Below are 25,628 nucleotides of genomic sequence, written 5' to 3'. Positions count from 1 at the left end.
TCTTGTCCTGTTCGGGCGGATCTTTCTCCAGTCCATTCCGGCCAACAAAGCCATGAGTTGGGAATAGTCCAGACGGATCCTCGCTGCCGACAGGCCGGGCCAGCAAAAGCCATGGTCCTCAAGCGTTTTCGAATAAAGGCAAACGCCACTTCCATCCCACCACACAATCCGGACCCGGTCGGCACGCTTTGACCGGAAGACGTAAAGCGCGCCATTGAACGGGTCGAGACCGCCATCACGGACAACTGCCATCAGGGAAGCGGCTCCCTTGCGGAAGTCGACGGGCTGACAGGATACATAAACCACCACTGAGCTGGAGATCATACCTTGCGAACCGCCCGTAGAACCTTCACCAGATGATCCGGATCGAAGGCTGAGCCGACGCGCACCACCATGTCGGCGACAACAATATCGATCGAAGCGCTACACGTCGTTTCAACACGTGCAAATCTGGCCGGACTGTCCGTTCCCGCCGCTACTGGCGAAACAACACCAGACGCAAACGCCTTACGACGCCATTCATAAAGCTGCGAGGGATCCAGACCTTCAGACCGTGCAATCGCCGAGACGTTAGCCCCGGGCTGCAATGACGCGGCAACAATCCGCGCCTTCTCGTCATCCGACCAGTCACGCGGCCGTCGTCGGCTTCGCACGGGTTCCGCCGTCAAAATCTCAAATATCTGGGAATGATTCATATCGTCATTCATAGGACTCTCCGCATGATTCATACGGAAAATCCCCCATCAAACCGACAAAAGATACGTGGGGTGGCTTACCCGCTTACGGTTCATCACCGGTATGAATAATGCAAGTCAGGGCATGAGCGGTTTGTCAGGCGCTGAGCAAGCGGGTGCCGCCATTGGTACTGGGATAGGCGCTATGCTCATCCTGAGTATTTGGGTAATTGGCGATATCATTTTGGGGCTGTTTGTCCTCTTCACGCGCCCAAAGACTTCGTAATTTCAAATGACAGATGCTGAAGTCACTCGAAGCCGGATGGCTTCAGCACGGTTTATAACATATTCAGTGATCGTCTTCTTATTTAAACATGCTGCCCACGATCACATACCCTCTGGATTCATGCATGTTCTTCCGGAATAATGATCTTGATCTTACGAGGAGATCAAACATGAAAATGGGCGGCGGCGAAATACCAGATCCAGAGATACCTGAACCTGAGTTCGATGAATTCGGTGACCGTATCGTGCGCCCAATCGAAAGCGGGCGTTCGCCGGAAGGCCATATCTATGTCGAAAATTTCAACGAATGGAATGCCTATATCAAGCAGCTATCTCGAAATCGCGATGCCCGAATGCTGGAACGCGGCGAGATCGACCAGGCTGGTCTGATCAGAAAAAACGATATATTTTACGGTGTGGATTTCAGCAAAGTCCGGATCGTCGCCATCGGTGATCGCAAGTACGAGGACATCGACTGATGAAGATGCCTGCCCCAGAGATCCCCGAGCCGGAATACGACGAGTTTGGCAACGAGATTGTGCTGCCGATCATTGTGGACGAGTACGTCAAAGATGGCGTTCATATTCAGGTAGTCGAAAACTTTAATGAATGGTCGGACTACACCAAGCAGCTCGAACGGAACCGCGACCAGGCTAGGCTCGAACACGGTGAGATTAATCAGGCCAATCTGAGGCAGAAGAACGGGTTCCTGAATGGTTTCGATTTCGGGAAAGCCCGTATCCGCTGACAAAATTTTAGTCGTCTTCGTCTCGATCAAACTTGCCGTCGCCATTTAACTCGCCATGGTAGAGTTCGTCGATAACGAGGCCTGCAGGGTTGTTGCGAGCTTCTTCCATCGCTTTCTGCCAATCGGCTGGATCTTCCTCGGTTAGGGTAACTGTATGTCGTTGATCGCCATCCCAAAATGTGATGAGAATCTGGTCGCCGCGTACATGCAGATCGACATGCGCATCAGGAACTTTAATGCTATCGTTGATGGGTCTCGGTTTAAGTTCGAGACCGAAAAACCCGGCACCGTGATCGTCGAGAAGAATTAGATGGCGGTTCCGATCTTCGCCCTTGCGATATACAGCCTTCACCATTTCTGGCAGGTTTTCATCAGTATCGTCGGCTATCATTGTCCAGTCAGTCGAGGCTACATCTAGCTTCTCAACTTCCGAAAGGATCGCTTCGACCTGTTCGGACGTTTGGTAAAACCGAAGGTCTTTATCCTCGCCTGGCTTTGAAATCGACACTTCATAGGTCGGCTCGCGCTCATCACCCTTGGCGAAAACTGCTGCACCCACTGGAGTACCAGTAATTACGCTGACAGAGACTCCGTTTGTAAAATCGACGACGGCATGCTTCGTTGATTTCAGCGTTGCTGTCCAGTCGGACATCCGCTCCTGCAAGTTGGCAGGCAATTCGCTGGTACCGTTTTCGATAACAACTGCTCCGTACGCCATTTCATGCTGATGAAACTGAAGATCCTCGACAGTCATGTCAGGGAAGCCAAGTTGCGGTGTCGGATGTTCGAAATCGGTCATATGAAGCCCCGTCGTAAAATACGTGTCCGCTATGCACCAAAATGGATAATCGGGCAATCCTTTCATACAGACCCTTTTAAAACGACAAGGCACCCAAATGGGTGCCATTTAAAGGCGTCGCTCACCTCCTTTCTTAAGCTGCCATGCCGTTTGTGTATGCAAATGCCTTCTGCACGACGAAATCGGTAAATAAGGCATCGGAAATCGCATTGTGTATTCCAGCAGCGTCGACGGCATCATGGGATACGTACAGATATCCCTCGAATTCGCGGTTGCCATTATCTGAATAGACTTCGATGACTGTGTCTCTTTCGTCTTGCTCGATAATTTTGAGCTCAAAAGACTCTCGGTTTATTGTGAAGTTTAAAGTGTTCATAATTGCTCCTCCAATATGTTTTACAAAACTTATAAGCAACATTCGGTTATCGCCTATAAGATAATGATGTTGTCGGTGGATGCTTAAATCAAGTTATAAGTATATGTTTTATTGAATTGGAAGATGATGGGGTTCATTAAATGTTTACAACCATTTGAGGTATCGCATTTATTGTTACCAATTAATTTTATCTATTTTGCATCAGATATCCGCCGATGGATTTCTGTCTAAAATATTCTAAGATATCGGCCATCTCAAATGCCTCATTGCCATAATGGTCAACAATCATCGCATTCGATTTTCGAATGTTCGGAAGCGAATAAGACAGTTCGCGGATTGCATTTTCAATGACATCAACAACGACCTGCTGGCGCTTGAAATAATACCAGCCTTGTAATCGCATTACCGCATCGTTGGCCAACCTTGATAGTTCTGGAATCCCATCTTTCCGTGTCCACGACCGGATCGAGTCGATTGACCGCCAAAAAGCGGCCAATGCGCCTTCAAAATTGGAAAGATAGATGTCATCCCGCAATCCGGTGACTTGCATATAAAACAGGGCTTCTGAAACGTTGGCGGGCATGAAGACGGTCTTGCCGTCTTTATTCCAGATCGAGCGATAGACATGTCCATTCAGGGATTCCAATATACCGCGCTGCCGGTGTCCTAGTTTTATCTGTAAGGAGCCGAATGCAGGCCTGCAGGTATTCTCCCATACATCGTTATAGCTGCCATATTCATTACGATCCGATATCCAATCCTGCGCTGCCGGTGCCAGCTGATGATCGAACGGGATCATGAAGGCATTATGCTCGACATCGTAGATGGCTGCGGGAATTGATGCCTGAAAGGTTTCCTTGTCGGCCTTCGATACCAAACAATACAGAAAGCCGTTGCGCTCGAAGAACGATGCTAATGGCTCGTATGGCTCTGGCATTATGCTTGTGAAGTGATTGATGTCCGTTGCGTTCAATTCCAAGCGCCTCCTCCATGCGCTCATTGACGCATTCGGGGGTTGGTGGGCAATGCCAGCGCCGCTATGACACTGGCATTCTTTGCCTATTAATTCAGGCGGTATTCATCGTGGTATTGCTTGCTTACTTCACCTCTGATCTTTTCTTTCAGGACGCTGATTGCTTCATCTTCGCTGAAATCAACAAATTCGAAGCTATTACCCCATTCCTCCTGCATCTGTTCCACAGCAGCGTTTATTGGGGTAATCAGCATCTCTGCTTTCGAGTGCTTCATCAAAGATGATGTGGTATTATTGTTGTATGCCACTTGCGCTATATCGTCCGAATAAAAATACATTTTTCTCATTTGTCTGTCCTTAAAGTTTTAAATTGAAGTTGTTTCTTTGTCTTCAATAAATATAGTATGTGATCATTTTAGCGCACAAACAAGCCTTGTTTTCTCATAGTGCTTATTCGGATGCCAATAATGTTTATGAATGCTGATATATTCTACATTATTTGAGTGAAATAATTTTACTATTTGCACCGAATAACTTTTCTTCGGCCGATAAAATGGCCGATGAGAAATCCGCCGATGGTTTTTGTGTGCTTAAATTCTGTTTCTAAAGACGACAAACAGGTCTATTGAAAGGAAGGTCAATTGGCCTCATTGGATGTATCGGCTTGAGATTGCACCAGCTGCAGGAGCCGTCTCTCTTCACTTCAGAAGATTGGTAACAGCTCCATGTTTGATGGCAGCCCTCTCGGCTTACAGGCTCAGATAGCTTGCGGCATCCAAGGTCTCATCCAAAATTGCCAAACGATTACCAATGCTCTCTTTCAGATTATCGAGATGAAACAGGTCGGCCTCCAGCTTGCTAAGCACGCTTGCAGCTTGGTGTGTATCAGCACCGGATGCATCCTGGTCGGTGATTTCCGTATCCATCTCGTCGACAAGTTTATCGACCCCAGATGCCAGCAGCTCTATTTTAGCAATGACTTCGTCGTTTAATTTTTTGAGTTCAAAGATATCCATAGTTTTACTCCCTTAATGTTTTTGTTGGGCTGGTCGTTTTTTGAATACCCAACTGAATATATTATGTGCGCTAAAATGCACTACAACAATAGATAAGATATATTACTTGGCAAACAACGTTTACAGATACTGGAACACGACGGCATTATCAGATGAAATATTATTTATTATTGTTTTCCATCGGCGAAATTCACATGAAAGCATCAACACCGTCTTCAATTGAAAGCCTGTAATTAATTTCGGAATCCAGTGCTTGGGATAGATTGATTTCATCAATAGCATCATCAATGGTCTTTGTTATGCCACTGTCACGGATTTCGCCGTTGGATCGATAGCTCCAATGATACGTAAAGCGGCCACCGCTGGATCGAACCAAGATCGTGCCTTCCTGATCGTCTTCAAAAGTCCGATAGAACTCGGTTTTGTTGGTCGTTCGACCACGATATCCGCGCTGCTCCAGACTGCCTCTGATGACTTTCATCGTGTCGTAATAAAGATTGTTTGATGCCATTATACTCCCCTCTCAATAGCTTAATTCGTCCCCATGATCTGCTGCGGGCATGAAAACCACATAATCGAAATCAATAACGCCCACTCGGAGCTCAACAAATTCGTGATGGTTGTCTATTACTCATTTCTCAGTTTCTTCACCAGCTTCTCGGCCAGCAATTCAAGATCGGCTGCCATCGTCGTCGGCTTGAGCCCGACAGACCTCTGGAGTTCAGCCAGTGGTCGGTAGAATTCGACCACACACTTCGTGAGCTGCTCATCTTGTGGTCGCCGCCTGTTGGAGGGATTGCCCCAGCTTTTTGTTGTGAGCTCGTCCTCTCCGATCAGGGCTGCCAATCTGACATTTGTGGTTGCCAGCAATGTCCGTAGTTTTATGTAAATGTTTTTGTTTGGGTGCATTGGTTCCTCCTCTCCTAACTCCATATTTCTTTCATGTGGTCTTTAATGGCCTTCTGATAGCCGTAATATTCGACTGAACGAGCTGGCACATTGAATTGGCCACAATAACTGCTGCCAGCTTCATAAACGTGGTACCACGTAACGACTTCCGAATTCACATAAGCGGTCTCATTCGATGGTCTGACAGAATACTCTACGCCATCCATTTCGAATTCAAATTCCGCCTCTTCCTGATCCTCGTCAGATACCTTTTCGCCTTCGTAGCCATCCCTGATGTCGCGGTAGGCCTGTAAGGTTTTCTCAGGAATTGGGTTATCAGTAAGATAGTCATTTACGATGTCGAAAATTACTGCTTCGACTTCGTCATCAAATCTGTAATCACCGCTTGAAATCGCACCATCTGGATGTCCGCGTGCAATAAGCAGGCCATCGTCGAGATCGATCCATTCCACCAAATTCGTTTTCTCGCCATCGATAATGACATCAAAAGTTGCGCCAAGGTGACCGTCGAAATTTTCGGTTTCAATGTTTTCGACTGTAATATTGTTTGTGATGGTTTCCATATCTCTATTCCTTTAATTGTTTGCTGTTTCGGAAGATTGTTTTTTCTTCATGTATACATGATGTGCGCTAATTAGCTAACAATCAATACCTTTTCTCCAACTTCTTTAACTATATGACAAAGTATGTTTACAATTGTCGACGGAGTCTAGTGAATATAGGTGGTAAATATTTTGAAAATAACCGATATTTATGCATGCAATCGGTGGATTCCCACCGACCATATCCGCCGATGGCCTTTGATCAGAAATTCATTGGCCATAAATTTCGCGCAAAACGCATCGAATGCGATCACTTGGATTCCATTACTTTCTTCAGATCGTCGCACCATGAGAATTTTCTCATAGTCGTCATCTTTGCAAAGATGTTTGCCTCGAAATACCGAGGGCAATCGCGGCCATAGGCTTTCTTCTGCTCCGCTTGAATGGCAGCTTGATACGGATTCATTGCCGTCTGCTTTATTTGCAATGTGTATGCACCAGCTACCACTAGACCGATGACAAATATTATTTTACCCATTTTAACTCCTTTAAGTATGGTTTTCGTGATGATTGTTTTTCAAATGAACCTCTGAAAATTAAGCGGCCTCTTCTTCGGCCTTTTCCTCAGCTTCATCGCGTAGCTGCTCAAGACGGTCTTCAATGATGCCAATTGCGACTTCAGGATTATTGAGAGTATAATTGCGAGCATGGTCTTCCTGATCGCCGCCGGGATTATTCTCATAGTACTGATCGCCAAAATCGCGGTCACGCCATGAAATGTCGCCGTTACCCGAAATCTCGTAGCCGAAAAGCTCGTTATCACTGAGATTTAGTCGCTCCCCAGCTTCGTCAGTGAGAAAAACGACAAGTCCATCGCTGAGGTTCAAGCCGTGCTCAATGCTTTCGATGTCATCATGATCAGATCCGTAGCCGAACCCCCCATCTTTGTTATCTGCAATCCACTTCTCAAGCTGAGCAAGGATTTCGGATGTTTCATCTTCTTCAAAATCGTCTGCTAAAAGGTATTTATCTACCAAGCCGTCTGGCGTATAGACCTCACGACCAAGATTGCTGCCAGTCAGGTATTCTGAGTACTCGATGCCGTGGATTTCAAAAGTCAGAATGTCTCTTTCATCATAGCCAGGGCGGATGTTTTCGATTTTCAGTGTCATAGCTAAACTCCTTAAATGTATGACGTTTCTTCGTCTTTTTCCTCATTTGAGAACACCTATGGTGTGGTTTGAGCGAGCTGCATGCCCCTCTAAAACGCCTTCCGATCCGAAGGCGTTAGGGTGAGGCATTTAAGCTGCGAGCTGTTCAGGCCGCACATCAAAACGGGATGCAATGATATCTTTCACTTTATCCATCTGATCCACCGTCAATGAAATCTTGACTTTGGAAGCACGGCTATCCGCTGGATAAAGCTTGATGCGATCAACATTCATTACTCTCCAGCCTTCAGCGAAACGACGAAGATCGATTTCAGTGCTGTCGACACCGTATTTGTAGCCCTTGCCTGGTGCGTACCCGTATGCCTTTGCGGTAGCACCTACACGATAGGTTTTTGGAAGGTGTACTTCATCAAACTGCACCTCGGCTCTTTCAGCGATATCCACGACTTCTTTAATTGTATCGATTACCCAGTTGCACGCTTTACCGTTAACACTGTCCAGTGCCTGAACGATATCTTCTTCCTGAGTAAGCTTGAGGCCATTTTTCTTGATTACGATCTTTTCCATTATTCTATTCCTTTAAATAGTTGTTGTTTCCCAAGATTGTTTTATTCTTCATGTATTAATGATGTGCGCCTTTTAGCTAACAATCAATACCTATTTTGAAAACAATTTATCTCTAAGACAAAGTATGTTGACGGAATCCGACAGTGTCTAGTGAATATAAGTGAAAAATATTTTGGAAAAGACGATATTTATGCTTGCAAATATTTTATTTTGGCCGACGGAAACCAATTTTGCGCATTTTTATCGGCCGATAGAAATTTTCATCGGCGGTTTTGATAATCCATTGGCCGAAAATAATGGGCGCTCGAATTCCTGAACGCCCATTATGGGAGTCGTTGTTTTAGTACTCAAGGAATCTCAATGGGGACTAAACGCGTCGTCGCATAGTCCGACATAAGCCTCAAATTTTCTACCATTAGAGCCCTCACTTCAGGATTGTCGCCTTCCTGTTCGAGCTTTTCAGCGATGGCGATCAGCATGTCCTGACCGGACAGCATATCATCGGCGCTTACGGTGCCCTTCTTCACTGCTTCATCGATTGCATCCATCAGATAGATGCCGTCTTCCGGCAGCGAAGTGATTTCCGATTTCTTGCGCAGCTCTTCGGCTTCCTCAGCGCTGATGTTGACTTTGAGGGCGGTAATATTGCCCATTTTGCTTTCTCCTTTGTTGTAATCGGTGGCTGGATATCGTAGGTTCGTGAAAGATTCATTGCTGCCGTCGAATTTCATCGGCGAATTCCGTCAGGCAAGCACCGATGTCGGCATCTGACATTCCTGGCTTCCACGTTCCCTGAATTGCGGCAACAAGCAGTTTCCTGATGCGGTCGGCAGACTTGGGGCGCGATGTCGAAATGACGTTATCGTCGATTTTTAGGATCTCGTCACCGCGTATGAGACCGTGTTTGAAGGCAGGTTGATAACGGATACGCTTACCATTTACTTCTAAGTCGAAGGCCTCAGGTTTGATGCCAAGGATCTCGAAAATTGGCGTTGACGGGATTTTGCTATCACGAACAGACTTCCGATCTTTGATCTCGCCTTCGATGGCTGCCAGCAGGGTCTCTGGTGGCAACTTTCTGATGTTGGCGGTTGTCATATCCAGGATCACCGCAAGCTCAGTTTTCCAGAGCTTATGCTTCTTCAAGAGGCTTTTGATCTCGTGTTCGACGAATTCGGTTTCTGTTGTTGGATACCACATGTCGCCCCCTTACCAGCAATTTTCGCAAACGAGTTTTGGCATATAGACTGGCTCATCTCCGCAATGAGGGCAGTTGTCCCATACCTGAGCCTTTGCCTCCGCGAGAAAGCGGCTTTTGCGTGCGGAAATCGCTGGCGCTGGCTTCGTCTTTTCAGCTTCGTATACAGCACGGATGAACTGGGTTTTCTCGTTGAATGCAAAGATCGCTATCCGCTTCTTCAACGTTGGGACATCAAACAGGGTGACTTCGTTTCCTTCGATTTCGGCTGTTTCCTGGAGCGTCGCTGGATAGCGCGGGTCATTGAGAAGGCGGTTTGTGGCTTCCTCAACTGAGAAGTTTGGAAGCGACAGGGTTGATGTCTTCCTGTCCATTTTCAGCTTCCGCATCACTTTGAAGGCGATTTCTGAGGCGGCATCTTTTTCGGCTGCCTGTTCATCAACACTCAGGACTTCCAAGTTGCCAGCAACGGCGTATTTCACTGGGGAAGCGCCGAAATCAGACAGGTAGCTCATCTGCGCCGAGATTGTCGTGCCGACTGCCAAGGTCTTCGTGTTGGCATCGAGTTTGAGCTTGGCTTTGGCATTCCCTTTGTCGAGAATTACGATGATATCGATCCATTCGCGACCGATTTTTGTGATCTTAATTGTGCGCGGGTATGTTTTCTTTTGCTTAGCGTAGAAGGTCATTGGAAAGTTCCTATAAGTAATGTTTGTAGTCTTATTATGTGCGCTTTGTAGCTAACATTCAATGTTATATTTGTTTTTATTTATTTCTATTGCAAACATTGTTTACCGATGTAGGTATAACAACGGGTTTAAATGTCGGTATTTTAGTTTTTCCTTTCATTATTTGGATTCATCGGCGGATTTTATTGGCCGATAACCGCCGACAGAATTTGCCCCCGCAATTAAAATGATAGGATTGAAGCCATTGCCCAAACTCCTCTCAATTGTAAAAAATCGTTACGGTTCATTCGACCACTACGGAGTCTTCTGCTGACATCTGTTTTCTCCTTATTTGGCATTATGCGTAATTGCGTATTCTGCTGTTATGCTATTTTTAATATGAGTGCAATAGGTATTCTAGCTGACACCTGAGAAAAGCCTGCCTGAATGCAGAATTGTTTTTTTGTGATATTATCGAAAGTTGGCAACCGTGACCTTAGACATGCCAGAAAACAGGCAATAATTGGCCATTCACGCGTTTGATGACGTGTTGGGAATGCCGATAATTGGCAATCCGGTATTTATGCAGGCAATTTCGTACGCTTATTCATTCGCCGTCTTCCGAAGAATGCGAGCGTATAAAGGCCGATGAACAGGCCAAAAGCAAACAGCACATAATCGCCGTTGTGCAGGGGTTTACATGGATAGTCGACCTTTTCTTTCTCGATCTTTACAAGCACCTTAGCGCTTCTGCATCTGCGCGACCGCATTCCGCATAGTCGCGAGAACTTCTTCTGGTGGAAGACGACAATCAGACTCGGCCGCGTACTTGCGGGTTGCCGACCAGGATTTGCAGATTAGGACGGCGATCTCTGGAAGAGTAATATCCAACTGATCGCGCAGTTCGTTGAATTCTTGTTTTCGAGGATGCATCTGTTCTACTCCTTGTTATTTGGTCACCCTCCCCGGTTCAGTTTCCGAGGAGGGGTAGTTGTTTTCAGGAGTTCAGGAACTCGATTTTGGAAATCGCTGATGCCGGGAACCAGCTGGCTAGACCCTCGCATTCGCGAGAGATGTAAATGAAGCTTCCTTCAGGTTTAACCCCGGCGTTCTCGTAAGTGATAACCTTGCTGTCTGCAAAGGTTACCTTTGTTGTATCTCCAGAACGTTCAGAGCGATCAAACATAACCATAATTTCGTCAAAGGCATGCGCTGCAATCCAGGTTTTGGTTCCCTTCTTGCTGTTGATGACAGCAATAAAGCCGCCATTGTTCGACACAACGGTTCCTCTAATTCTCTCTATTTTGTCACCAAAATCGATAGAGATGGCATCTCCTCCCGATTGGCGTGTAGCAGGTTCTCCATGTTCGATGATCGATGCGATAGAAGCCGCAGGGATCATTTCCTGAGTATTGGTTTCCTGGTTCGTGATGCTCATGAATTCACCGCAAGGAAGCAGATCGATAGCACTTGAAGAGAGTGTGGTTCCGTTTGTATAGTTGATGGTAATCGTCTTATTCATATTAGTTTTCCTTTTAAGTTTGTTTCGGTTGTTTAGATAAATTGTTTTCTTATCTCTAGTTATTATGTGGTCACTCATTGAATAAAACAAATGTATTCTCTTTTTTTATTGTGACCACATGCAATATTGTTTACGGACTTACGTGAATCAAAGAGAATTGAGGCAAATTATTTTTCGTTTTTTCTTTTAAAACCGCCGACAGGATTACAACGATAACCGCCGACGAAATTTTTCATCTTGTTGAAGCCATGCCCCAAACTCTTCTCAATAAAAAAACAGCGCTTATTCGAGCTTGAATGACCGCCTTCGAAGGCTTGGAATCGGCGGTCAGGTCTTTATCGATGGCCAGAAGTTCCTATGGAAAATCGACTACTACGATCTGGATTACAAATACGCTTCCGAAGCGCCAGAAAACCCGAAAATCACGCGGCGGGTGCTATCAATCATGTTTGCAAGCGACTATTAGTGTCGATGGGGAATTTGTCATTAAGGGGAGTTGGGGAATGGCATCAAAGTGCGCTATTTTGGCGACGTCGATTATTCTGATGGTAGGAGAAGCCTGTTTATCCCTCCCTTCAATTGCAAAAGCCGATACATTCCCAATTGACAGCAAACTACCGGATTTTCAGATCATCAAGTCGTCCGGCATCGGCACCGAGAATGCCTACGTCGAGGCGCAATCGACTGTCGACGACGTCAAGAATTGGTGTGACAACTGGTATCCAGGCAAGAAAGACTGCGTGTCCGATAACTCTAGCGATCTGGACACCGTTTATAAGGCCTCAGCTGACTGCCATGCCGGAACGATGACCGACCCGCAAGGAATGAAGGTCAAATGGTCCGGTCTAAACCGTGGGCAGGATTGGAACCGCTTCTACGAATTCACGAATGTCGAGACAGGTAAGAAAATCGGTTTCTCAAACGCTGACGGTGGTGTCGGTTTGATGGCGCAATGGATGACGCTGTGTCCGTTTGGACTCCCGTATTCTGAATTACCGAAATCGAAAACTATAGACGTGAACCGCGATTATCCGAGACTTCGAGATCGAGACGTCCAGATGACAGAGCACGTCGGACACAACGGCAGCCTGATGGTGCTTGATAAGGACCTCGGTGTAGTCGTGTATAGAGAACCAAAATACAAAAGCATCGCCGAAAACACAGTGCTCTTTCGGGGTTCGATTAGTTTGGAACACGGCGTTCCGACCAGAGGCATGGCTTACGCCTTCAAGAAGGGCTGCGAGCCGCAACCATATTATGTGAATGGGTTCTTCGAGAATGAAAAGCCTGGAAAGCTCATTCTATCGGGCGAGGCTCCGATTTGGGATGGCTGCAATGTAAAAGGCTACAGTTCGAAATCGAAGAATGCCAAACTGGTTTTCGACATGGATTTAATGTGAAATCCGTTCGAATTTCGAAACGATAATGTCCGGCTGGACAGCAAAGTCTTATAGAATCCCGTGAAACACGGACGTGGGCTTTAGACACTTAAGCCTTTATAAAACCACGTAAACAGCGGATGTGGGATTTAAACATTTCCGTAAGTAGAAAACCAAAACGCTCTCCTGAACACGAAAACAGGAGAGCGTTTATTGTGTCGCGTAACGCTATGCGACGAGCGTTCGGGTCTGGTAATAAAGGAGCTACCAACCCGACTGTCGGTGTTGTTTTAAGCGGCACGACCGCCGACTGCGCTGCCGATACACATTGGTGTATTCTTAAAACCCTGTGTACTGCAATTATGGTAGCTGTCGATTTCCCAAGTTGCAAATTCGACCGTTTTCCGCCGACAGAATTATTGGTAAAAATGATGGGACAACGTTTTAATCCCACGTTGCTCAATCCCCGGATTTAGTGGTCGCCAGCTTACGGATTTGCCAGAATAGCTGACGTAACCCATGTTTTTAATCAATGGGGTTTAGACATTCAAACCCTGCAGCACCGGGCGTAGGATTCTAACATCACTACACGCACCATTCAGCCAATCAGCTCCACCGTCTCGACATCCATGTCCATGTCAAACATCACAACTTCGCTTTCACCACGTTCTGTGAAGGCCATCGCGATGTCACGCTTATTGACGAATGCCTTCAAGATATAGGGCGTACCTACGGTAACCCCGCGAATTCCAATGCGTGCGAATTTTTCGGCAACATTGATGTCAGTCGTCCATGCCAACCCGGATACGTAATTTCGACCGCAACGGTGGTCGTTTTGCCCACGATAGATTTCCAGCACGTCCTCACTGGGAAACAGCGCATCCAGATCCCGTTGACAGGCCTTTGTCAGATAAGCGTGGCGGTAAAGCGTATTTAGCATCAGATTTTGAATGGCATCGTGATTGATGTCGTCGAAGGTCGGCCAAAAGGTCGACAGATCCCGCCAGAATGCCCGATGGTTTTTCGGTTTGTCCTCGATGCCTTCATAATGGCTGATAAGTGCTGCGCACTGTTGCTCGGAATCGTATTGGTTCAGGTCAATCTGGCTTTTCATGTCGGCTCCTTGGATTTCGGTTATTCCTGAGTGTCAGCCAGCGGCTTGCATTAAACCAACGGATATTTTTACGCTTTTGCATTTATGATCTAGACAAGCTGAAAACTACATCGTATACGGGCTTTACAAACAAGGAGAAAGATCGTGAACACCACCCCAAACTTCAACAGCATAGCATGCATATCGGGCGTCAAACACGTCACGATAATAGCTATATCTGTTTGAAGTATATAGGGTTTCACGGTAACATATAGCTCTGCTGAACTGAGCTTGGCGGCCGCTCCAAGGCCGTGATTTCCAACAATTCAACGCCGGATCGACGCAGACGAATTCATTTCCTTTGCGTCTTTGACGTCAGGGATTTTCCGCCTACCTACGGCGAACAACCCGATATAAGACGTTTTTAATATGAAAATCCGAATTGGTAGCTACGGCTGCTAATAGGGCAAAGTCCGAAACCTCAGGCGGCCTGTAACTGGCCGCCTGACCCCTACACAAGGAAACGATTCAGGCAGCGGTATGCCCTCGCAACAGGGGAGCTGTGCCTTACAAAAAGATGGAGAATTGAAATGAGCAGATACTGGCTTGACTGGTTTGCTAAAAACGCGATGGAAATCGAGAACCGTCATCTGATTGGCAATGGCAAGAATCCTTACGCGTCACCTGCGGAATGTATCCGTGTTCTTGTTGAACAGGCTTTTATCATCGTGAACGATCCGAATTTATCAGTCCGGCAGGCTATGAATGAAGACTACTTATACCTGGTTGATAAATTAGCGCCATTCAGTGGGGCCGATCTCGAACTTGCCACACCGCCTCTCGCCGTAGCTGTCGCTGATACGCCCGACTACAATGTCTATGCATATGATCACGAGATCGAAGCACGGGCAAAAGAGGTCATCAATACACATTCCAGAATATATCTGGACCTTGGAGATCATGTGTTCAGGATGCCTGGAAATGTTTTTCAGGTGCGTGCGCTATTCATCACGGGAGGCGTTAAACGCGTTCATTTCAGCGCCATTCTGACACGCCCTGGCACCAACAAAGGTTGGTTGTTCGCATGGCTTGAAGGCCACCACAACAGACATCCAACTAACCTACTATACGATGACGTCTGGGCACCGGAACTTTGGATGATTGCCGACGCAAGCAGGCCAATTAACCGCAAAAAGATCGACTACAGAGCGTTTGCAGACCTCGAACGGCTTGCATTTATGACAATTGCCAACTGGGCGACACTCAAGAGAAATGAAGTACCTGCTGTTATGGTGGATTTTGAGAGATATCCAGCCGTTGCAAATCAAGGGTCGGTGCCAGCGGAGGCAATGGCTGAAGATGTTGCACAGGGGGATCGCATCGGTGAAATGCCAATGTCGGAGTCGATCTTTGATGTTGTGGTATTGCCAGCTCTAGGTGAAGAACGCATTAGGCAGATCCGTAGTCGTGTGTCCGGATTAAAATACCAGCCTCGCCATCGCAGGAATTGCGCCCATACGGTTGATGGATTTTGGAGAATGCAGGCTTATGGTCCTGGTAGGAAAAAGCATAAAAGGATTTGGATCGACGGTTTCAAAAGAGGATCAGGTCCGGCCAAGCCGATCATGAACAGTTTGCCCAGGAAATACCGTGCTGCTTAATGAAAATGAAAACGGCCGGATGACTTCAATCATATGTGGTTGTCCGGTCTACCCTACGAGAAAGGGTGGTCTCCAGTCTGGTTCACCCGCGACGAAAACTGTGGGGGGTGTATCCCAACTTTCAAAACTCGTTTGTAAAGCCATAAAACACGGATTCCGTTATTGTTTTTGGTTGGGCCTTACCTCAACACGGGATTCCAGATTTTGATGTCTATATCCCGTTATTTCCAGACGGTTCAATTCTCCAACCCGGCATCATCTCAAAACGAGTTTGGCAGATACGGTTTCAGCGACATCACGGTTCATCTGGAAAAACCGCTTCCGTGGTCTGGAAACAGGGAATCCATCGCTGTCCGACTTCTCGATGCCATCGCGGTCACGGTTTAGGAACTCGGTTGCCATTTGACTGCTTCTATGGGTTTTCTCGATCCCGATCTGGTTGGCCGACTCCGGTTTTCCTTTGATATCGACTTCATCACTGGCATGGTTGGCCACCGTTGGTGTCTGAATGTTGGAACGCTGTGCCTGTTTCTGGTTCTGAACTATGCCCGTGTTATGGGATAAGCTTTTTATCATACACTTATCTTTACGCCGCCCGACACGGTTCAATAGCCTGATAACCTGATCCCAATATTTGTGAACGGTCTGACGAGAAATGCCCGAAACACGGGAAACAATCGTCTTCGTCAATTCGACCCCTTCTGCAGTCAACTGCTGGATCGATGCCGTCAACGTCGCCATCACACGATCCGTCTTTTGTGTTGCAGCATATCGTGCACCTGCAGACTGGCGGTCAGATAAGAACTTCATTCCCTGAACCAGATGCATAGCTGCGCCACGATTGCGCTTCGTCATGAGCTTATCGGGATTCCATTTCGACACAGCATAATTCGCAACACTGGCAATCAGGTATTGAACATTGCCGTCCTTCTTCGATGGCCGATGATCGGATTGGGCAACCGCGCGTTCCAGTTCGATATGTAAACGGTCGCTAATGGCACCCAGTCGGCCTTCAGAACGATTGCGAGCGAATTCGGGATCGCCCGCGAAATGCCAGGTGCTCATGATGCTGTAGGCGGCTTTCTGGAGATAATTGAAGAGGCCATTGGACTGCTCGATGCTCATGCCAGATTGAACGGCCGCTGATTGTCGGGTCAGAGATTCACGGTTGTGACCGAGTTCCAAATATTCAGCGTGCTCACTGAGATCAGGAAAATGGGTGTCCTGAGGACACACAGTGAACCATTCAGGGCTGAGTGGGTTCTTGACCTGTTGAGATGCAGCTGGTGCACCTGCATCAGCTCCGGCGTCCAGTAATGCATTGCATAAACCGTAATAGACGGAATGGAAGAGATCCACAGGCGCACGGTTGAAGCCAGCCTTCGAAGGCTCATTAAAAACGGCCGATCCATATGGCAACATCCATATCGCATGGGGACGGACAAACTGACCGTTAGTCAGACGAAGTCCAACCAGAAAATGTGGTTCGCAGGCTATCTTGCCATCGTGCGCCAGCTGACGGAAATAATCGACGCACTGTTGGTAAGACGACCACACGCGGTCTGTATCGATGCGGATAAATGACAGGAATTTGCGATTACCTTCAATGTATGGCTCATCCAACGAAAGAAGCTTGTTACCAATAGTAGTCAGAGCGCCCTTCCCCCAATTGGAGCGGAGATCCTTGGCCTTCGGCACAGCGGCGACAAACAGCTTGGCAGCTTGGGAATTCAATGTCTGCGAGCGGAGGCCCATTTCAGAAACTGGCGCAACCTGGTGACCTGACAGCACCTTCCAACCACGACGGTCGTAGCCGTTTTCGAGGCGTTCCTTGATAAGCTCGCGCTGGATACGGGATTGCTCGATGAAATATTCGGCCTCAGGCGTGATCTCACGATTTGAATTCTTGCGACGGGCTTGCTTTTTGGCCTTCGCCAAATTGGAACGGAAAATGTCTTCCTGAAACTGCTTCATGAACGTCGCCGGCGACGATGGTGATGATTTGACACCGCTGAAACGGGCTTTCTGAAAATTATTTTTTAGGGTGTTTTGTGGACGAGCTGAGACGGTATGGGAATTATCATCAGATGCATTGTCGCCACGGCAATTTACCTTCGAGATTTCGAAATTTTTACTGTTGACAGATTTGTGCTGTGGATCGAACAATAACTTATCTCCTAAACATCCGCCGAGCCTGCCAGGGCTGTGACGCGGATGTTTTCTTTTTCCAATTCAATAGTTTGGTCTGTCGGCGTGGAAAAAAGCAACCCCTATTCTTTACAATTTCGCATTACTGTTGGATATTAATGCACAGTCGCTTTTTGTGATGTCGGCGGAATCAGCTATTTTGCGAGTGAATTGAAATCGAGAACACCTAAATCATGGCGATCCATCAAATCCAGCTGGCATACGAAATCACGGGTAAGACGAGCCATGCGCGCCGTGCGACGACGCATAAGATCGTCGCAAAGGTCGCCATTCGGGTGCAGGAAATTGATGACATCGATGCCCTTGATGGCCTGACGATCACCATTGGTGGCTACGCTGAGACATTAAAGTTTTACGATGATCGTTTCTGGATACGCGACAAATTGGATGGCCCAGCAGCTGGCATGCTGCGCGCTCAGGCAGGTGTCATCGAAGATATGCGATTGGCAACCGCACTGGTGAAATACCACAGCACATTCGAGGTCTTCCACTACAGGGATCCAGAGATATTCGCCGACGATTTCAAATCAATTTCAGTCGATGAGCTGAAAGACGTCAACGATGCTGGCAGAGCGACAGCTTTGGAGCGACTGGAGAAGGCCGCTGAAGCCGATCTAATCGACATTGATGGAATTCTTTACGTTGCCCTTGGAGAACCTGTTTATTGCCTGCGACTGCTGCCAGATACGCTACAGGTGCTCGTAAGCTTTAAGAAATCGAATGAGATTGCTGTCACCAGCACGCCGACTATTCGGATTCCAATCGATGATATGGCAACATCAAACAGAGACTCGCTGAATGCCTTGATGGCTATCTGGAAAGCCGAAACAGGAAAAGGCGTCACCCAGGTCGCAGAAGCTAGCCTTCATTTCGATTTCAAGCCTGAACTCGATTATTCGGTGGATCGACAAATTGAAAAAGCGGCATCCGATGTAGTGAACCGGACATCAGGGATTGTTGAATGGTCGACGGCGCAGATTACCAGATGGGCAGAGCTACGAGATACTTTGAAATCTTATCGAGACAAAAATGCTGATGTGTATGATTTGGCAAGCAGTCTGACAGATTATGCATCCTCACAAACGCCAGAAATGCGAGCATATATTCGGATGTTGAAGGATCTTTTGGATAATTCCCCGATACATATTCCAGAAATTTTTTTTACGGATTTTCCTCAATAGATTTTTTTGCTATATGTAGATTGCTGGCTGGAGCCAAGAACCCCTTAAGCCCCCCCCCTTGTTCAACAGTTTCGGCCAGCTTGAATATCCTCCGTTGAGACTGAGGCCTGCGTTAATGTCATCTAACGCAGGCCTCGCCTTTTACTTTGTTGAATTCTCAACCTTTTTTCTCTTGTATTTTATCGGCGGAACTTCACCCGGCTTACGACCGAGACCCATATTCTTGGCCATTGCAGACCGCTTTGCCGAATAGTTTTTTGTGACCATTGGGTAATCCTGCGGCAACCCCCATTTCGCGCGATATTCATCCGGCGTCAGATTGTACACGGTCTTCAAATGCCGCTTCATGGATTGGAACTTCTTGCCGTCTTCAAGGCAGATGATGTGGTCATCGAATACCGACTTTTTCGGATTCACAGCAGGTTTTCGGGCCTCGGCCGCTTCGACTACTTCAACAGGGCCATTTTGCAACTCATTGAGCTTTCCATGAACCAGACTAATCAGGGATGGCAGTTCAGAATGCTGGATAGTATTGTTCGACACGTATGAAGATACAATGTCGGTCGTCAATTCTAGTAATGCGATAGTAGTCGGATCAGACATGATATATTGGCCTTGTTAATCGGTAATCTGAATATGGCCATATGGACGCGAAAATAATAGTAAAATATAATTGCGAAGTCCCTTATCGACCCCTTTCTTGTTTCCAAATTCCTCCTTTAAACATCCGGAAACAATCGACAAGGGACATCACAGACGGCCTGATTATAAAGCCGTCAATGGCTGAATTAGGCGGCAGCGCGGTGGAATCTCTCGACCGCTTTTTCTGCAAGAATGTAGGCCAGCGCATGCTCATCCAGTGACTGGAGTTCATCATCCAAATCTATGCCGGATTCCAGCCAGTTGAAAAAGCGATCCTGCACTGAAATATCTGCGTAATCGCTTTCGCCGCCACGGACGACCCACAAGTCCAACTTGGGCAGCAGATTCAGCCTTGCAGCCAGCTCTGATGGAAGATTGAATTCATAGATCTCAAGTGAACCGGTAGTCTTCCTGCGATTATTCAAGCGCCATACCTCGTGACCAACGGCTGCCTGTAGAAGATTCTGGACATCGGTATGGTATGCGTTGTCTTCGCTTTCGTCAGCAATGTAGGCTTTTACCTTTTCTGCAAGGACATCGTTGATCGTCACATAGGCCGTCTGCAGGCCTTTAGCTCCACTGATATTGCTCGTGAATGCCACGCGCAGGGTGTTTCCCTTAAGCATGAAAGAGACATCGTTTAGATACGATCTGCTGTATGTGATGCGGAATTTGTGCTTGAATAAATCGGACATGTTCGGTTCCCTTTTATTGTTTGGTTGACTTTGAGGTCGCCCCCTCCCCGAGGCTTCAATTCGAGGAGGGAACTGTTCGCGAGGAATTAGCCCAGACCTCGCCACGAGAAATCTTCATCTCCCATGTTTATAATTATATGTAGCGAGGTGACATATAACAATGGCCAATATGATTACTTATGGAATTTCTGCTTTTTCTTGAGTCGTTCTTAATATGGGACAATTTGGATTACAGGACGCCGAACATTAAACGCCCGTATAACCAGGCGGTGTTCACAAATTGCGTTCCAATGGCGATATCGGAAATTAACGCTACTATTGGAATTCCAACGGCCATTTTCAGCCAGCCAACCAATAATTTTGGCCGACGAGGCTTTGGTTTGTAGCCGACTGACTTCAAAAACTCGGCCTTCGACATGCGAACGCATCGCCTGCAAATGGCCACGGCTTCGTCGACTGACAATTGGAAGAATTCGCGCTTATGATTGAGGCGATATCGATCCAAAGCCGGATGTAGTAGCCGCTCTGTCCAATTTGGATATTTGGTACGGATAGAGCCTTCCAGTTTAAATGGCAGCGCGACACCGGATGCTGAATTCAGTTCGCGCACGCGGTCTGTTGGTTGTCTGGTTGTCCGGCCGATTTTTACCAATCCTGGCATTGCCGGATTCGATAATACGTAGATGTAGCCCTCCTTCTTTTCACTCATGAGCAAAATCTCCTTTGCTCATGAGTATGGGCTCACAAATGGCACGTTCAAAACGCCGACAGAAATAATTGGAAGGAGGTAAGGCAGGCTTCTGGAATTGAAAGCTTAGAGTTCGATCTCTGGTTTGATGACCTTCAATGCCAGCAATGGGTTTTCGTAAATGCCCGCATAGCTGCCGAAATGACGCTTAACGTCGTCGTGGGTAAGATCGATGCGCTGTTCACCAGAACCGTCATGCCAGACAATGGAAGCATCCATCGCATCCTCGAACAGGTAGATACCAACTTCACCATTGCCGCCGACACCTGTTGCCAGTTGGCCAGCCTTGGTGAGCTTTATGAAAACGTCGTTACAGAGACGGCTCACCTTGGAAACAAGTGAATTCGTAGCAGTATTCAATGCTGGCAGTTCCAGGCGTACGGCTTCGGTTTCGGATTTGACTTCGGTGATGATAACTCGGCCGTTGGGATCGTATTCATTATTGGTCATATTGGTTTTCCTTTAAATTGATTGGTTTTCGGTTTTGAACATGCCGCTCTCAATCCTCGCAGCTGTCGCCAACTGGAGGATAAAGCGGGGCATGGTTTAGCTGTCCTCGTCTACCTGCTCGTCTTCAGGCGAAATAGCGATACCGACCATGCCACCCTCAAAAGAGATATCGAGCGGTCGGAACGTCTCATCCTGTGGGGCTATCCAGTCTTTACTGAGCATATCGTAGTCGTCAGGATCGATCTTGCCTTGGGCTACGAGCTGATCAAATTCGGCCTTGTACAGCACCTCACGAATAAGATCGAATTTCTTGCTGAGTTCATTTGTGCCAGATACTGATCCGACTGCTTTCCGAAGGATGGCTTCATTGGCAGCTTTCGCAGCTCTCCAAACTTCTGCATCAATATTGAGGGAGATCTTGCCGAACCTAATTTGTTTGGTTTCATTATATGTGTTTTTGGAATCCATAGTCTTTCTCCTGATTGTGGCCTCCTCTTCTGTTTGGTGGCCTATTGTTTGGGTATGAGCATGCCGCTCTCAATCCTTGCAGCTGTTTCCACCTGGAGGATGAAGCGGGGCATGTTATGCCGCTGAGTTCAATGCTGGATAGCCGGACTCCGACGCGATAAGCGGGAAGATAACCATCTTGTAATCGGCAATGAAGCGATCCATCAGTTCTCCGTCATCATCCATCTTGGCAACGCAGAGACCTTTCTCCTTGTCTTTCCACTGCACCTTGATGCTATTGTCATCAAAATCCAGTTCCACATTGATCGAATGTGAGGTATCAATACGGTAGTGGTTAAGATACTCAGAGAAGAACTCAAATACTTCGCGTTTTGACTCCCGGTTGTGTGCAACGGTTACAACGACGGTTACGGCTTCAGTCTTCTTCATAAATAATACTCCTGATTTGGTTGGTTTCGGTTTCGAGTGATGCCACTCTTCCTCCCCACTCCTCTGACTTGAATGCCAGAGGTTGGGGATGAAATGGGACATCATCAGTCGCCTAAGCGGACACCCCATTTCCAAGTCGCGGCTTCCTCGGCTACACGGATGGAATAGAAGCACTCGTCATTGGCAAAGATCGGATCGTGCTGGCCTTTCGTATGAACAACGGTTGGACACCAAGCGACTACATCAATGATTTCACCGTCCTCAGTGCGGGCGTACATTTCTGTAGAACGGATTTCATGCGAACCACCGACGACAGCAGTTACTTCATCAACGCGGACATACTTGTCGGATGGACGCTTTGAAGGCACCATAAGGACATCGCCCTGTCTGATGGATGCGTCGAGCTGCTTGTCCGTCACTTTCCACATCCAACGTTGAGCAGCGCGAACTGCGGCCTTTGGATCAGATGAGTTCTTGCGGATGGCTGCATGGATAGCATGAGGTGAAACCGGATGGCGGAAGAACTCATTTGTGATTTCGTTTTGGCCGACCAACACGTAGTCTTTATGGATGTTTGCGTAGCCCTTGGCATAGCGCTTGTAAAAGTGACGGATCTGAACGATGGCAACGCCCTGTTCAGCATCATATCCATAGAGATCGAGATTCAGGCTATCACCCCGCATCTTCTTGTCGAACTCTACGAAGGTCTCAGGCAGTACGGAGTCGAAGATATTCATAACCTTGGAAGCTGATACTGCTACGCCTTCGGCATCGGTATAACGGATGATCTCGTTGTAATGACCGCGTTCGACGGTGTTCTGCTTGGAATTATTGATTGCGGTTTTATTGGTTTCTACTGATGCTAACATTTCTTTGTTCCTTAAATTTGAGAAGTAAACCCTATGTCTAATCTCTATATTTTCAATTATATGTGACGGCGCGACACATAACAAGCGTTTTCAACAAATAATTTGCATATTTTAAAATTATTTTATTGACATTCTTTGTTAGTGTTTCCGGGCTTTATTTGTTTGAAATTCAAAGTAACCTATGTTTTCTACTATAATATTTTATTTTTCACGATCTTTCTTGCTATGAAGATCGACTTCCAATGAGGCTGACATACGGTGTGCAGCACTTGTTCCATTGATAAAGGCATCTAGATCGCTGTCTACTTCATGAAGTAAATGCACGAAATCCGCCGACAGCAAGAAATAAGCGAGTTCCTTATTGCGGATACCCTTTGGCAAAACGATACGCACAACATCAGGTTCGAAGGCCTGTCCGAGCTGGTAGACGGCTCTTTCAATGGCAATGGTCTCCTTCCTCAAATCGATATCGACCGCCGCGTATGGATGCCGAACCGTACCGACCAGGACATCAGGGTCATTCATCAACTGCTTTGCAAGAACTTTCGCATTCCACTCGGTTTTCAGGGGTTTCACGATGTCGTTCATGGTTACGCATTCCCCGCTACTTCAGCTTTGAAGAGCAAAATCTTTGATAGCTCGTCGGCTGAAATAGCCAGCACTGTCTGCAATAATACGACTTCATCGATGCCTGCTTCTTGATTCAAAAGATCGCTCCAGAAGCCAACAATCGCTTGCATGATCATTCTAGGATCGCGACCTTCGTCGCCTGAGATGCAGTATTGGCTGCCAGAATGGGTTGTAAAATTGGTGCCGTCGAATTTGCGAATTGGTGACGTAACGCGGATCTTTTCGCCAGCGATCCCGCCTTTTGGGAAGCCCATGCAGTGAACTTCTCTGGCCATCGTATCAAATAGAAAATGCCAGTTTGACAATGGTGTTGACATGTAATCTCCTTTAAACAATATCGGTATTAAGCAATAATGCATATAATATGTCGCAAGGCACAAGCATTTAATTGCCTCGCCGTGCCCTGTCGTATACGTATTTCTTCAGCTCTCGAACTCGCTGGATATCCTCCCTTGCTTCCTGTGGCTCCCACGCGCGGATCAGGTCTCCATGGCGGTTTAATAGGTCATCTGCGAGCCGCAATACCTGCAAATTCACCGCTGCTTTCGGCACCAGTTTGATAATCCTCTCGACAGCCTCATTTTCACGCCCTGCCCCCAGTTCCCATGCAATAAATAGCAGCGCTATCGCCGGGGATCGACACCGACCTGCGTTGCAATGAATAAGAAGCCTAAGCCCCAAGCTCCTTCCAATAGAAAAATCTCTATAGAAACTGAGGGCATCGACTAGATGCTGGCTTGTCACCGACAATTCTGTACCGTCATCAAAATCGATATCATTGAATCTCAGCGTCAGATGCGGCCTGCCGTCATCTACAGACAGCGACACAAGATTTCTGTCGGCGTTCTCAATGCTTATTACGGCATCGAATTCTGTATGTCTTTCAAGGGCATTCTTCAGTGACATGACCTCCAGTCGGTTCAATCCGGTTTCCATCTTGCCTGCTTTCACACCCATTACATTCTGATTTCGATTCCAAATCGGTCGGAAACCATTCCCCTTCATGTTCCAATTTTCAACGGCGAAAAAATTCGCTTGTCGTATGCAAACTTGTCAATCACCATACTGCATATATTGCGGTATCGCATTTTGTGCAAGCGGAATCTTCAGGTCAAACTGTTGGCCGTCTCGATCTGAAACCGAGACCATTCCGTGCGCTGATGATGAGACTGCAAAAACCGATAAAAGGAGAAAATTGAATATGAGTAATTTACTGACGGCGCTGGCCAGCCTTCGCGAGGAGGTCCCTGTGCTGAAAATGAGCGAGGCGAATAAGTCGGAAACCCGGCGACTGATGGAAAGTGTCGACCTCTTTCGTGAACTTATCGAACGCAAATTCCGCCCTTCGCAGGTCTATGAGAAGGTCAAGGATGAAGTCGAAATTCGCGAAATCCGCGACGCCTCAGGTATGTCGGACGAGGCCTATAAGCAGCACTTTGCATCCGTCTACAACGCCTTCAAGCGCAACCTCCGCAAGAAGGCTGGCAGGTCTGTTAAGGCAAAGGCGTCCCCAAAGGTGACGGCTGCCAACATAGCACCAGCAGAGACATCGGCCTCAGAAATCACGATGTCCAACACCCCTACCCCGACACCAATGGCTGTTGAACCGACAGCCGAGGTGCCTGTTGTGGATGCCAAAGCCGAAAAGAAAACCGAGAAGCCAGCCACACCCGCGCTGACTACCGGTGGTCGTGTCGACCGCCTAGCAAATTTCTAAAAAGGAGAA

At 47.2% G+C, this 25,628-nt stretch carries 37 protein-coding genes; 7 read left to right on the top strand and 30 right to left on the bottom strand.

The window, feature by feature from the left end; all coding sequences use genetic code 11:
• On the bottom strand, positions 1–324 hold a 324-nt coding region (gene tnpB, locus ABDF71_RS25530), incomplete at its 3' end, for an IS66 family insertion sequence element accessory protein TnpB (protein ID WP_500061978.1).
• A complete protein-coding gene (locus ABDF71_RS25525) occupies positions 321–707 on the bottom strand; it encodes a transposase (protein WP_500061160.1) in 387 nt (128 codons plus the stop codon). The genes tnpB and ABDF71_RS25525, both read right to left, overlap by 4 nt.
• A gap of 422 nt (positions 708–1,129) precedes the next feature.
• Between ABDF71_RS25525 and ABDF71_RS25520 the strand changes: the two genes are divergently transcribed.
• Together ABDF71_RS25520 and ABDF71_RS25515 are read left to right on the top strand one after the other, a co-directional pair.
• Positions 1,130–1,438, top strand: a complete 309-nt coding sequence (locus ABDF71_RS25520; protein ID WP_500061977.1) for a hypothetical protein — start codon at positions 1,130–1,132, stop codon at positions 1,436–1,438.
• Complete coding sequence (locus ABDF71_RS25515) at positions 1,438–1,707, top strand: hypothetical protein (RefSeq protein ID WP_500061976.1); 270 nt, start codon at positions 1,438–1,440, stop codon at positions 1,705–1,707. The genes ABDF71_RS25520 and ABDF71_RS25515 overlap by 1 nt, the downstream gene beginning before the upstream one ends.
• Before the next feature lie 7 nt (positions 1,708–1,714).
• On the opposite strand, the gene ABDF71_RS25510 is transcribed toward ABDF71_RS25515, so the two are convergent.
• From ABDF71_RS25510 to ABDF71_RS25435, 16 genes are all read right to left on the bottom strand, one after another.
• The gene (locus ABDF71_RS25510) at positions 1,715–2,506 is read right to left on the bottom strand and encodes a hypothetical protein (protein ID WP_500061975.1); all 792 of its coding nucleotides are present in this window, start codon (positions 2,504–2,506) and stop codon (positions 1,715–1,717) included.
• A 133-nt stretch (positions 2,507–2,639) separates the two neighbouring features.
• Positions 2,640–2,882, bottom strand: coding sequence for a hypothetical protein (locus tag ABDF71_RS25505; protein ID WP_500061974.1), 243 nt, complete (start codon positions 2,880–2,882; stop codon positions 2,640–2,642).
• A gap of 187 nt (positions 2,883–3,069) precedes the next feature.
• Entirely contained in the window at positions 3,070–3,861 is a 792-nt protein-coding gene (locus tag ABDF71_RS25500; protein WP_500061973.1) for a hypothetical protein, read from the bottom strand.
• An 83-nt stretch (positions 3,862–3,944) separates the two neighbouring features.
• Positions 3,945–4,202 (bottom strand): hypothetical protein, encoded by a 258-nt coding sequence (locus tag ABDF71_RS25495; RefSeq protein WP_500061972.1) that lies wholly within the window; start codon positions 4,200–4,202, stop codon positions 3,945–3,947.
• A gap of 402 nt (positions 4,203–4,604) precedes the next feature.
• The gene (locus ABDF71_RS25490; RefSeq protein WP_500061971.1) at positions 4,605–4,871 is read right to left on the bottom strand and encodes a hypothetical protein; all 267 of its coding nucleotides are present in this window, start codon (positions 4,869–4,871) and stop codon (positions 4,605–4,607) included.
• A gap of 190 nt (positions 4,872–5,061) precedes the next feature.
• Entirely contained in the window at positions 5,062–5,382 is a 321-nt protein-coding gene (locus ABDF71_RS25485; protein ID WP_500061970.1) for a hypothetical protein, read from the bottom strand.
• A gap of 116 nt (positions 5,383–5,498) precedes the next feature.
• Positions 5,499–5,780: a hypothetical protein gene (locus ABDF71_RS25480; protein ID WP_500061969.1), complete on the bottom strand. Its 282-nt coding sequence runs from the start codon at positions 5,778–5,780 to the stop codon at positions 5,499–5,501.
• Between the two features lie 14 nt (positions 5,781–5,794).
• Complete coding sequence (locus ABDF71_RS25475; protein ID WP_500061968.1) at positions 5,795–6,343, bottom strand: hypothetical protein; 549 nt, start codon at positions 6,341–6,343, stop codon at positions 5,795–5,797.
• A 289-nt stretch (positions 6,344–6,632) separates the two neighbouring features.
• Complete coding sequence (locus ABDF71_RS25470; RefSeq protein ID WP_500061967.1) at positions 6,633–6,860, bottom strand: hypothetical protein; 228 nt, start codon at positions 6,858–6,860, stop codon at positions 6,633–6,635.
• A 58-nt stretch (positions 6,861–6,918) separates the two neighbouring features.
• Positions 6,919–7,494, bottom strand: a complete 576-nt coding sequence (locus ABDF71_RS25465; protein WP_500061966.1) for a hypothetical protein — start codon at positions 7,492–7,494, stop codon at positions 6,919–6,921.
• A 129-nt stretch (positions 7,495–7,623) separates the two neighbouring features.
• Positions 7,624–8,061: a hypothetical protein gene (locus tag ABDF71_RS25460; RefSeq protein WP_500061965.1), complete on the bottom strand. Its 438-nt coding sequence runs from the start codon at positions 8,059–8,061 to the stop codon at positions 7,624–7,626.
• A gap of 347 nt (positions 8,062–8,408) precedes the next feature.
• Positions 8,409–8,792 carry a hypothetical protein gene (locus ABDF71_RS25455; protein ID WP_500061964.1) on the bottom strand — a complete coding sequence of 128 codons (384 nt, stop codon included), beginning with the start codon at positions 8,790–8,792 and terminating at the stop codon, positions 8,409–8,411.
• Positions 8,770–9,261 carry a hypothetical protein gene (locus ABDF71_RS25450; protein ID WP_500061963.1) on the bottom strand — a complete coding sequence of 164 codons (492 nt, stop codon included), beginning with the start codon at positions 9,259–9,261 and terminating at the stop codon, positions 8,770–8,772. Before ABDF71_RS25450 ends, ABDF71_RS25455 begins: the two co-directional genes overlap by 23 nt.
• A 9-nt stretch (positions 9,262–9,270) precedes the next feature.
• A complete protein-coding gene (locus ABDF71_RS25445; RefSeq protein WP_500061962.1) occupies positions 9,271–9,948 on the bottom strand; it encodes a hypothetical protein in 678 nt (225 codons plus the stop codon).
• Between the two features lie 720 nt (positions 9,949–10,668).
• Entirely contained in the window at positions 10,669–10,860 is a 192-nt protein-coding gene (locus ABDF71_RS25440) for a hypothetical protein (protein WP_500061961.1), read from the bottom strand.
• A gap of 64 nt (positions 10,861–10,924) precedes the next feature.
• Entirely contained in the window at positions 10,925–11,449 is a 525-nt protein-coding gene (locus tag ABDF71_RS25435; protein WP_500061960.1) for a hypothetical protein, read from the bottom strand.
• Positions 11,450–11,741: 292 nt separating this feature from the next.
• Between ABDF71_RS25435 and ABDF71_RS25430 the strand changes: the two genes are divergently transcribed.
• On the top strand, positions 11,742–11,915 hold the full coding sequence (locus ABDF71_RS25430; RefSeq protein WP_500061959.1) for a DUF3768 domain-containing protein: 174 nt from the start codon (positions 11,742–11,744) through the stop codon (positions 11,913–11,915).
• Positions 11,916–11,952: 37 nt separating this feature from the next.
• A complete protein-coding gene (locus ABDF71_RS25425) occupies positions 11,953–12,849 on the top strand; it encodes a hypothetical protein (RefSeq protein ID WP_500061958.1) in 897 nt (298 codons plus the stop codon).
• 577 nt (positions 12,850–13,426) lie between these two features.
• Here ABDF71_RS25425 and ABDF71_RS25420 read toward each other — a convergent pair.
• Positions 13,427–13,942 carry a hypothetical protein gene (locus tag ABDF71_RS25420; RefSeq protein ID WP_500061957.1) on the bottom strand — a complete coding sequence of 172 codons (516 nt, stop codon included), beginning with the start codon at positions 13,940–13,942 and terminating at the stop codon, positions 13,427–13,429.
• 569 nt (positions 13,943–14,511) lie between these two features.
• On the opposite strand from ABDF71_RS25420, the gene ABDF71_RS25415 reads away from it, so the two are divergent.
• The gene (locus ABDF71_RS25415) at positions 14,512–15,582 is read left to right on the top strand and encodes a hypothetical protein (RefSeq protein ID WP_500061956.1); all 1,071 of its coding nucleotides are present in this window, start codon (positions 14,512–14,514) and stop codon (positions 15,580–15,582) included.
• A 255-nt stretch (positions 15,583–15,837) separates the two neighbouring features.
• Here ABDF71_RS25415 and ABDF71_RS25410 read toward each other — a convergent pair whose 3' ends face one another.
• Complete coding sequence (locus ABDF71_RS25410) at positions 15,838–17,748, bottom strand: hypothetical protein (RefSeq protein ID WP_500061955.1); 1,911 nt, start codon at positions 17,746–17,748, stop codon at positions 15,838–15,840.
• A gap of 215 nt (positions 17,749–17,963) precedes the next feature.
• Here ABDF71_RS25410 and ABDF71_RS25405 point away from each other — a divergent pair, with 215 nt between their 5' ends.
• Positions 17,964–18,971 (top strand): DUF8359 domain-containing protein, encoded by a 1,008-nt coding sequence (locus ABDF71_RS25405; RefSeq protein ID WP_500061954.1) that lies wholly within the window; start codon positions 17,964–17,966, stop codon positions 18,969–18,971.
• A 141-nt stretch (positions 18,972–19,112) separates the two neighbouring features.
• Here the strand turns inward: ABDF71_RS25405 and ABDF71_RS25400 are convergent, their stop codons facing one another.
• The 10 genes from ABDF71_RS25400 to ABDF71_RS25355 all read right to left on the bottom strand — a co-directional run bounded on the left by ABDF71_RS25400 (position 19,113) and on the right by ABDF71_RS25355 (position 24,859).
• On the bottom strand, positions 19,113–19,574 hold the full coding sequence (locus ABDF71_RS25400; protein ID WP_139975171.1) for a Ros/MucR family transcriptional regulator: 462 nt from the start codon (positions 19,572–19,574) through the stop codon (positions 19,113–19,115).
• Between the two features lie 185 nt (positions 19,575–19,759).
• Positions 19,760–20,308 (bottom strand): hypothetical protein, encoded by a 549-nt coding sequence (locus ABDF71_RS25395; protein ID WP_500061953.1) that lies wholly within the window; start codon positions 20,306–20,308, stop codon positions 19,760–19,762.
• A 229-nt stretch (positions 20,309–20,537) separates the two neighbouring features.
• Positions 20,538–21,017: a GIY-YIG nuclease family protein gene (locus tag ABDF71_RS25390; protein ID WP_500061952.1), complete on the bottom strand. Its 480-nt coding sequence runs from the start codon at positions 21,015–21,017 to the stop codon at positions 20,538–20,540.
• 105 nt (positions 21,018–21,122) lie between these two features.
• Positions 21,123–21,506 carry a hypothetical protein gene (locus ABDF71_RS25385; protein WP_500061951.1) on the bottom strand — a complete coding sequence of 128 codons (384 nt, stop codon included), beginning with the start codon at positions 21,504–21,506 and terminating at the stop codon, positions 21,123–21,125.
• Positions 21,507–21,602: 96 nt separating this feature from the next.
• The gene (locus tag ABDF71_RS25380) at positions 21,603–21,974 is read right to left on the bottom strand and encodes a hypothetical protein (RefSeq protein ID WP_500061950.1); all 372 of its coding nucleotides are present in this window, start codon (positions 21,972–21,974) and stop codon (positions 21,603–21,605) included.
• A gap of 114 nt (positions 21,975–22,088) precedes the next feature.
• The gene (locus ABDF71_RS25375) at positions 22,089–22,403 is read right to left on the bottom strand and encodes a hypothetical protein (RefSeq protein WP_500061949.1); all 315 of its coding nucleotides are present in this window, start codon (positions 22,401–22,403) and stop codon (positions 22,089–22,091) included.
• A gap of 104 nt (positions 22,404–22,507) precedes the next feature.
• On the bottom strand, positions 22,508–23,272 hold the full coding sequence (locus ABDF71_RS25370) for a hypothetical protein (RefSeq protein WP_500061948.1): 765 nt from the start codon (positions 23,270–23,272) through the stop codon (positions 22,508–22,510).
• A 201-nt stretch (positions 23,273–23,473) separates the two neighbouring features.
• The gene (locus tag ABDF71_RS25365; protein ID WP_500061947.1) at positions 23,474–23,860 is read right to left on the bottom strand and encodes a hypothetical protein; all 387 of its coding nucleotides are present in this window, start codon (positions 23,858–23,860) and stop codon (positions 23,474–23,476) included.
• A gap of 2 nt (positions 23,861–23,862) precedes the next feature.
• The gene (locus ABDF71_RS25360) at positions 23,863–24,219 is read right to left on the bottom strand and encodes a hypothetical protein (RefSeq protein WP_500061946.1); all 357 of its coding nucleotides are present in this window, start codon (positions 24,217–24,219) and stop codon (positions 23,863–23,865) included.
• Between the two features lie 67 nt (positions 24,220–24,286).
• A complete protein-coding gene (locus tag ABDF71_RS25355) occupies positions 24,287–24,859 on the bottom strand; it encodes a hypothetical protein (protein WP_500061945.1) in 573 nt (190 codons plus the stop codon).
• A gap of 244 nt (positions 24,860–25,103) precedes the next feature.
• On the opposite strand from ABDF71_RS25355, the gene ABDF71_RS25350 reads away from it, so the two are divergent.
• Complete coding sequence (locus tag ABDF71_RS25350) at positions 25,104–25,619, top strand: hypothetical protein (protein ID WP_500061944.1); 516 nt, start codon at positions 25,104–25,106, stop codon at positions 25,617–25,619.
• Positions 25,620–25,628: the final 9 nt, after the last annotated feature.

It is taken from the genome of Ochrobactrum sp. WV_118_8 (assembly GCF_039631535.1).
Taxonomy (GTDB): Bacteria; Pseudomonadota; Alphaproteobacteria; order Rhizobiales; family Rhizobiaceae; genus Brucella; species Brucella anthropi.
The sequence above is the reverse complement of the archived record's forward strand: the minus strand, read 5'-3'. Positions and strand labels throughout refer to the sequence as shown.